The sequence below is a fragment of the Massilia eburnea genome (assembly GCF_009720745.1).
Lineage (GTDB): Bacteria > Pseudomonadota > Gammaproteobacteria > Burkholderiales > Burkholderiaceae_D > Rugamonas > Rugamonas eburnea.
Genome location: NZ_WNKX01000095.1, coordinates 1 through 255, shown reverse-complemented (window position 1 = coordinate 255; position 255 = coordinate 1). Strand labels below are relative to the sequence as shown.

The 255-nt window shown below is 54.1% G+C and carries 1 rRNA gene; it reads left to right on the top strand.

The annotated features are described in order from the left end of the window. A 23S ribosomal RNA gene (locus GM658_RS28710) occupies positions 1-255 on the top strand; the annotation flags it as partial.

Here is a 255-nt window from a genome sequence, read left to right as displayed (position 1 = left end):
GATGCGATGGGGGGACGGATCGCGGAAGGTTGTCTGCCTGTTGGAATAGGCAGTTCCTGGTTCATAGAAGGCGCTTAGGCAAATCCGGGCGCGTAATTCAAGGGACTGGGACGAGGCACTTAGGTGCTGAAGCAATCGGAAGTGGTTCCAAGAAAAGCCTCTAAGCTTCAGTCATACGAGACCGTACCGCAAACCGACACAGGTGGGCGAGATGAGTATTCTAAGGCGCTTGAGAGAACTCGGGAGAAGGAACTC